Raw genomic sequence first — 6,179 nt, forward strand, 5'->3', positions numbered from 1 at the left:
CCTGTCGGCCAGCTCCTTGCGGGCAGGGTTCACGGCGATGCCGCGTTCGGTCACAAGAACGTCCACTGTGGAGCCGAGGGTGGTAAGCGTGGTGCATTTTTCCACCACAATGGGCAGGCGGGCGCGCACCAGCGGTGCGACAATGACGGTCAGTTTTGCCCCTGCGGCGGCATCGTTGTGGCCGCCGGAACCGCCGATAATTTTTCCGTTGGAGTCGGTGGTCACGTTGACGTTGAAATCGAGATCAATTTCCGTGGCGCCCAGCAGCACGGCGTCCAGATAGTCCACGCAGTTGCCTTTTCTGCCGGGATTGGCGTAGGTGTCGGCGGATATTTCCACATGGCGCGGGTTCCGGGCAATGGACTTCACGCTGTCCAGGTCAAAGCACTGTACGTCAAAGATGTTGTCAAACAGCCCTTCTTCAAGCATTTCCACCATATATCTGGTTATGCCGCCAAGTAAAAAACCGCCGTGCAGCTTCATGGCGCGCATGTCTTCTCGCAGAAAAAGAGAGGCGGCCAGCGATGCGCCCCCTGCGCCGGTCTGATAGCAGAAACCGTCCTGCAGCAGGCCGGAGGCCCGTATGACCGCCTGGGCATTGCGGGCGATGGCAAGGGCCACAGGGTCTCTGGTCAGACTGATGGAGCCGGAAACAATACCGGCCGGATCGCCAATCTTGTCCACTACCACCACATGATCCACCACGTCGTGGGGTATGCTCACGCGGCCCAGACCGCCTGCCGCCACATGATCCGTGACGGCGATGACCTTTGTTGCATGCCGGGTATCCGGGATGACATAGCCCAGCGAGCCGCAGGCCGACGGCCCTTCGGTTCCCGTTATGTTGCCCAGGCCGTCCACGGCGGGCGCGGCCACCACGGCGATGTCTATTTTGAGCGAACCTTCGCCGATGGCGCGGGGCCGGCCACCGTGCGAGCGGAACATGACGGGCCTCGGCAGGATGCCGTCAGTCACGGCTTTTGCCAGGGGGCCGCTCATGTAGTCTGTATCAAGGCCGGTGATCACCCCGGCCCTGATGTGCTCTATCAGGCGCTCGTGTACGGGAAAAAGCGAAGAGCAGGCAACGGTTATGTCCTTGACGCCCAGTGCGGCCACGGCGTCCATCGCCATGTTCACCACATGGTCCCCGTTGCGGAGGTGGTGGTGAAAGGACAGGGTCATGCCGTCCCTGAGGCCGCATTGGCGCAGAGCGTCGGTAATGGAAGCCATATGTTTGCGTTTCATGAAAATATCCCCTTAGAGCAATTTCACTCTGAAATTGTTCTGGCGGCAGCGTCATCAGACGGCCGCCACGAAGGCGTAAGCGCAACTGTTTGCGCTGTTAAGCGCCGTAGTGAGCGTCTTGAAGCTCTGATAATGTATATTCTCAAAGCCAGAATGCCCTAGGCGTCGGCCAGAAGCAGAATGCGTTCCGCCCTTTTGATAATGGGCAGGTCAATCATCATGCCGTCCAAAGAAACCGCCCCCTTGCCTTCTTCGTCAGCCCTGCGGGCGGCGGCCATCACACGCTTGGCCCAGTTGACTTTTTCCGGCGCAGGCATGAACGCCTGATTCACCCGATGCACATGGTGGGGCGAGATAACGGCCTTGCCGTCAAAGCCGAGTTGCACGGCATAGGCGGCGTCTTTTTCCAGCCCCTCAAGGTCGGACACAAAGGGATAGGGCGTGTCGATGGCAAGAATGCCCGCAGCCTTGCACGCTGTGACGAGGCGGGCGCGCGCATGGGCGATCTCGGCCCCTTCGGCCGTGCGTTGCGCACCCATTGCCGCCGTAAAATCTTCCGCGCCCAGAAGAATGCCTTGCAGGGCCTTGTGCGCAGAAGCAATGGCGTAGGCGTTTTCCAGGCCAAGGGGGCTTTCGATAATAGCCAGTGCCTTGATCTGGGCCGTGACGTGGTATTTTTCCCGTGCGCTTTCAATGGCCTGTGCCACTTGCAGCACCTGCTCCGCATTTTCAAGCTTGGGAACCATGACAAAATCTGTTCCCGCGCGGACAACCGCCTCCATATCGGCCTGCCAGTACGGCGTGTCCAGCCCGTTGATGCGCACGGTTATGCCCACGCCCTGAGGGCGCAGCTCTTCGAGCGCGTGGCGCACCAGTGTGCGGGCCGCGTCTTTTTCCTGCTGCGCCACGGCGTCTTCAAGGTCAAAAATGACAACATCCGCGCCCAGGCATTGCGCGCTGGCAAGCATGCCGGGATTGTTGCCGGGCATGAAAAGAAATGTTCTGTTGCGCATTACATTTTCTCCTTGAAGCGGGCGATGGCGGTTTCCATACGCGCCTTGATGGTGCATTCCAGCGCTCCCTTGTCCTGCGCTGTCACTTCCACGCCATCAAGTCCGGAGGCGTCCATGCTTTGCTGTATGGCGGCTTTAATGTCATCGCCAAACTGGTGCATGACAATGCTGCTGAGGTTGATGGAGACGCCTTTTTCGCCGGTGGCTGTAATGGTGATGAAAATATCGTTGGATTCCAGCGTACCTGCGGCGGCACTGCATTGTGTAGACATAGCTTTCTCCTTGATGGCAGGTTGCCAGCTCTGGGGCATAGAGTTTGAGATTGGGTATTCTCAATTTTTTTAAACGGTTGTTGCGGCGCTTAACAGCGCAAACAAACAGATCTCGGGCTTTTGTGGCGGCCTTCTGCTCACGCAGCCGCCAGAACAATTTCAAAGTGAAATTGCTTTAAACAACGCCTGGTCAATGCCGCCCTGTATGATTTTTAAGTTTTTCTTCAAGCGCCGCTCCCTGCTCCGAACGCAGGAAATCCAGAGTCGCCTGCGGCAGAAGTCCGGCGAGTTCGGGCCAGGGCGCCGGGGAGGCGGTCTGCCCCAGCAAGGCCCGCACTCTTGAGGCGCTGACGGCGGTATGGTTTTTTTCAAGGCGGGGGATTTCTCGAAACATGATGCCGTGCTCTTGAAATACGTCCCGCATGGCGTCGTTGTACGCCGCAGTTACCGGGTCAAAAGGTTCGGAGCCTGCAAACCGGGCTTCTATACCAAGGTCGCGGGCTATGCGCGTGGCGAATATGGTGCTGTCCAGGATGGCATGAACTGTTCCCACCCTGGCATCGGCGGTGAAATAGGCGGGAAAACTGGCGCGTGAAACCATGTATGGCCCGGCGGGCAACACAAGGATATTCCCCACGTCCGCAAGCCCTTTTTGTACAAGGGCCAGACGCACGGCAAAGGGAAAAACGGAGCGTTCTTCTTCCACCACAAAGACCAGCAGCCGTTCGCAGGCCGAAGCCGCAGTGCGGGCAAGGTAGTCGTGCCCCAGGGTAAAGGGGTTGGCGTTCATGACAATGGCGCCAAGATGAAAGGCTGCGGCGCAAGCGCCGCTGGCATCTGTTGTCCGGGGGGGCTGCGTGTTCTGTCCGCTTTGCCTGCCTTCGTTCCAGTTGTGTCCGGCAATGACGTTTTGCACGGCGGCAAGCCAGTCGGCATAGCAGGGACGCCCCATTTCCAGCAGGGCGGCGTCCTGGCTTTTGCCCACAAGGTCAAAGCCGGAGGCTTCAAACTTGGGAGCTTCAGAGGCTTTGGTGAAGATAAAGAAGTGACGGACGCCTTCCTGCCTGCCGTGCAGCACAAGGCGGCTCAGGATTGCGGTGGACAGGCCGCCCTCACGCGCATGCGCGGCCACGCAGATGCCGCAAAGAATGTCGCCCGCCAGAAAACCGCAGGCAGCCATGCGGCCGTCTTCATAAAAACCGAGACCGTATGTGTGGCCGTCCGGCAGGCGCAGGCCAGCCTCTGCAAGCAGCTTTTCCGCCTGGGCCAGGTCATGGCCGGTGATGATTTCGTAGTAGCCCTGCATATGTTTTCCGGCGGTTTCGGCTATCCCGCGTCTTGCGCGGGATAGCCGGGTTTGTCAGAGCATTTTATCTGTTGTGCGGGCAATGCTCCAGACCTTCATGCGGATTCCCGAGACCCGTCAGAATGCCGTTGCCGTGTTTTATCCCACGTAGAACACGCGCATAAGGATCACGGCGGCGACCACTACGGCCGCACCGCCGATGCGGGTGGATATCTGCGCAAAGGGCATAAGCTCCATACGCCCGGCAGCCGAAAGAATGGCGACATCGCCGGTTCCGCCCAGACCGCTGTGGCAGCCTGTGACCAGGGCCGCTTCCACAGGGTACATGTTAAGGAATTTTGCGCTGAAAAAGCCCGTGGCGACCATTGCCAGAACCGTGGACATGACCGTGATGATATAACTGGGCTGAATGACGGCAACCACGTCCTGCCAGGGGGTAAAGCACACGCCCACGCCCACAAGAAGCGCCCATGTGAGGTTTTTGGATACAAACAGGTAGAACTGGTACGCCGCTTTTTCCGCCACGCGGGGCATAATGCCCGTGGCCTTGGCGATGGCTGCGGAAAGGATCATGATGATCGGGGCGGGAATGGGAATGAAAATATTGACCAGCATGCCGAAAAGGTAGAAGCAGCAGGCGGTCAGCAGGCCCATGCCCAGAATTTTTACGTCAATGGGTTCTTCTTCCTGCTTGAGGTTCAGGTTGTCGTCGCCCACGCGCACAAGTTTGCCGTTGCCGGTCTGGTGCGGGTTTTTCAGGGCATAGCGTTTGAGAATGCCCGCGCAGATAATGGCGGTAACGTTGCCGAGCATGGCGGCGGGGGCCACCATGGCGATAAAGCGCCCGGGGTCCGTACCCTGAATCTCAGCATATCCGGCCGAGAGAGGCAGAATGCCTTCGCCCACGCCGCCGGAAATGATGGGAATAACGATGTAAAAGAAGGTTTCAAACGTTCCGTGGCCGAGCAGGGTTCCCACGGCAGTCCCCACAAGGCAGCTTGCAAGCGTGCCGAGAATCAGCGGTACGAACATGCGCAAGAACCCCTGGATGAGCACTTCGCGCAGCATGCCGAGAATGCTGCCCGTCACCAGGCAGGCGATGTAGAAATAAAGAAAGTTCGCGCCCCCGTTTTTACCGGAGGTAAAATGTATGATGGCCGCTTTGGCGGGGCCGTCCAGCAGGCTGTAATACACAAGCACTGAAGGAATGAAGATGGAAAGAATGGCCGGGCCGCCGATGTCTTTCAGCACGGGAATGCGCAGGCCCATGTCGCCCAGCAGTATGCCCATAACCAGCATGACCGCGAAACCGCCGATCATGTCTTTGGGCAGCTTGCCGTAATAAGAGGCCAGAAAAATGATGATGGCAAAGCAAAGATAGAGCGGCAGGGGAACCGGCCCGATCTTGAAGTCGCACAGCCTGTTGAAAAGGCTGCCTGATGAATCCTCTGTCTTTTGCATGGGTAAACCCTCCTGACGGAATTTGATTTTTCTATATCCGGCAGCGGGGAAGAAGTCTTTTTATGTAATTTTATAGTGAGTTTTGAAAGTTATGTAAGCGGCCAAAATGACAGCCTTGCCCGGCGCGTATGGCCTGTGGAGCCGTGCAGGCGCATGCCTTTGGAACAGGCCTGGAAAAATGTGAATCCGTTATTGTTATTTAAAGCTAACTTTGTTTGACTTGTAAAATGTCATGCGCCATTATGCCGCATGTCCGATGCAAATCCCGTTTCCGCGCGCGAAGTGGCCCGCCTTACTATCCCTCAACTGGGGCTGATGTTTTGCCACATGGTCATGTCCATGACCGATCTTTGGGTGGCGGGACAGCTGGACGAAGGCGTTCTGGCCGCGCTCGGGTTTATCGCGCAGGTATACTCGCTGCTCATGCTGCTCACAGCCATTGTGGGCAGCGGCTGCATGGCGATGGTCAGCCAGTCGCTGGGCGCGGGAAAAATTTTACGTGCGCGGCGTTATTCCGGCCTGATCGTCTGCCTTTCATTTTCAGCGGGATCGCTGGTGGCGCTTCTGGCTGCGGGCATTCTGGCTGCTCTGCCTCTTGAACGCATGGTTCCGGCACATCTTGCGCCTGTGGCGCGCACCTTTGGTCTGGCGTATGCCGCGCAGTTGCCGTTCTATTACAGTCTGATCATGCTCAACTCCGTTTTTCGGGCGCACAAGCTGGTCTGGCTGCCCACGGCCACGCTCTGTTTTGTGGCGGGCATCAACTTTATCGGCAGCGCCGGGCTGGGTCTCGGCTGGTGGGGTTTGCCGCGTATGGGCTATGCGGCCGTGGCCTGGACGACGTTTGGCGCGTCCTGTGCGGGCTTTGTCTGCAATGTCTTG

At 58.2% G+C, this 6,179-nt stretch carries 6 protein-coding genes; 1 reads left to right on the plus strand and 5 read right to left on the minus strand.

The features are described from left to right. From citF to V6C07_RS10195, 5 genes are all read right to left on the minus strand, one after another. On the minus strand, positions 1 to 1,245 hold a 1,245-nt coding region (citF, locus tag V6C07_RS10175), incomplete at its 3' end, for a citrate lyase subunit alpha (protein WP_333536342.1). 158 nt (positions 1,246 to 1,403) lie between these two features. Further along, the gene (locus tag V6C07_RS10180; protein ID WP_333536343.1) at positions 1,404 to 2,258 is read right to left on the minus strand and encodes an HpcH/HpaI aldolase/citrate lyase family protein; all 855 of its coding nucleotides are present in this window, start codon (positions 2,256 to 2,258) and stop codon (positions 1,404 to 1,406) included. Then, positions 2,258 to 2,530 carry a citrate lyase acyl carrier protein gene (gene citD, locus V6C07_RS10185; RefSeq protein WP_333536344.1) on the minus strand — a complete coding sequence of 91 codons (273 nt, stop codon included), beginning with the start codon at positions 2,528 to 2,530 and terminating at the stop codon, positions 2,258 to 2,260. Before citD ends, V6C07_RS10180 begins: the two co-directional genes overlap by 1 nt. 190 nt (positions 2,531 to 2,720) lie before the next feature. Then, positions 2,721 to 3,836 (minus strand): hypothetical protein, encoded by a 1,116-nt coding sequence (locus V6C07_RS10190; protein ID WP_333536345.1) that lies wholly within the window; start codon positions 3,834 to 3,836, stop codon positions 2,721 to 2,723. Positions 3,837 to 3,974: 138 nt separating this feature from the next. Then, positions 3,975 to 5,297 (minus strand): 2-hydroxycarboxylate transporter family protein, encoded by a 1,323-nt coding sequence (locus tag V6C07_RS10195; RefSeq protein WP_333536347.1) that lies wholly within the window; start codon positions 5,295 to 5,297, stop codon positions 3,975 to 3,977. Positions 5,298 to 5,546: 249 nt separating this feature from the next. On the opposite strand from V6C07_RS10195, the gene V6C07_RS10200 reads away from it, so the two are divergent. Next, a partial coding sequence (locus tag V6C07_RS10200) for an MATE family efflux transporter (protein ID WP_333536348.1) occupies positions 5,547 to 6,179 on the plus strand: 633 nt, incomplete at its 3' end.

It is taken from the genome of Desulfovibrio sp. 1214_IL3152 (assembly GCF_036763055.1).
Taxonomy (GTDB): domain Bacteria; phylum Desulfobacterota; class Desulfovibrionia; order Desulfovibrionales; family Desulfovibrionaceae; genus Desulfovibrio.

Excerpts from the sequence above, each read along its gene's own strand:
- V6C07_RS10180 (WP_333536343.1), bottom strand. The coding sequence starts at position 2,258 with ATGCGCAACAGAACATTTCTTTTCATGCCCGGCAACAATCCCGGCATG.
- citD (WP_333536344.1), bottom strand. The coding sequence starts at position 2,530 with ATGTCTACACAATGCAGTGCCGCCGCAGGTACGCTGGAATCCAACGAT.
- V6C07_RS10190 (WP_333536345.1), bottom strand. The coding sequence starts at position 3,836 with ATGCAGGGCTACTACGAAATCATCACCGGCCATGACCTGGCCCAGGCG.
- V6C07_RS10195 (WP_333536347.1), bottom strand. The coding sequence starts at position 5,297 with ATGCAAAAGACAGAGGATTCATCAGGCAGCCTTTTCAACAGGCTGTGC.